At 44.3% G+C, this 677-nt stretch carries 2 rRNA genes; both read right to left on the reverse strand.

Going from position 1 to position 677, the window contains the following annotated elements:
* A 23S ribosomal RNA gene (locus WQ54_RS17935) occupies positions 1-371 on the reverse strand; the annotation flags it as partial.
* Between the two features lie 231 nt (positions 372-602).
* Positions 603-677: ribosomal RNA gene (locus tag WQ54_RS17940) — 16S ribosomal RNA — on the reverse strand; the annotation flags it as partial.

Consider the following 677-nt stretch of genomic DNA (forward strand, 5'->3'; position numbering starts at 1 on the left):
ACCTTCTATGACGGGCCTTTCCAGACCGCTTCATTTACCCCGTTCCTTTGTAACTCCTAATAGAGTGTCCTACAACCCCAAGAGGCAAGCCTCTTGGTTTGGGCTTCTTCCGTTTCGCTCGCCGCTACTCAGGAAATCGCGTTTGCTTTCTCTTCCTCCGGGTACTTAGATGTTTCAGTTCCCCGGGTCTGCCTTCATTACCCTATGGATTCAGGTAAAGATACTGTTCCATTACGAACAGTGGGTTTCCCCATTCGGAAATCTCCGGATCAAAGCTTACTTACAGCTCCCCGAAGCATATCGGTGTTAGTACCGTCCTTCATCGGCTCCTAGTGCCAAGGCATCCACCGTGCGCCCTTAACAACTTAACCTTCGACATCAATGATGTCATTACTAATTATTAAGAGAATCACTAAACTAAGCGTTTAAACTCAGTGAATACTTGAATTGTTATCGTTATCTAGTTTTCAAGGAACATAAAGCACAGGATGCACAAATGCTATAAGCATTTAAACTCCTATGTCTTTTTCTTACTATAATAGAAAGATCGCAAATGATCTCTCAAAACTAAACAAAAACCAAGCGAGCCTCATTTTCCTTAGAAAGGAGGTGATCCAGCCGCACCTTCCGATACGGCTACCTTGTTACGACTTCACCCCAATCATCTGTCCCACCTT

The organism is Bacillus sp. SA1-12, from assembly GCF_000981385.1.
In the GTDB taxonomy this organism is placed as follows: domain Bacteria; phylum Bacillota; class Bacilli; order Bacillales; family Bacillaceae; genus Metabacillus.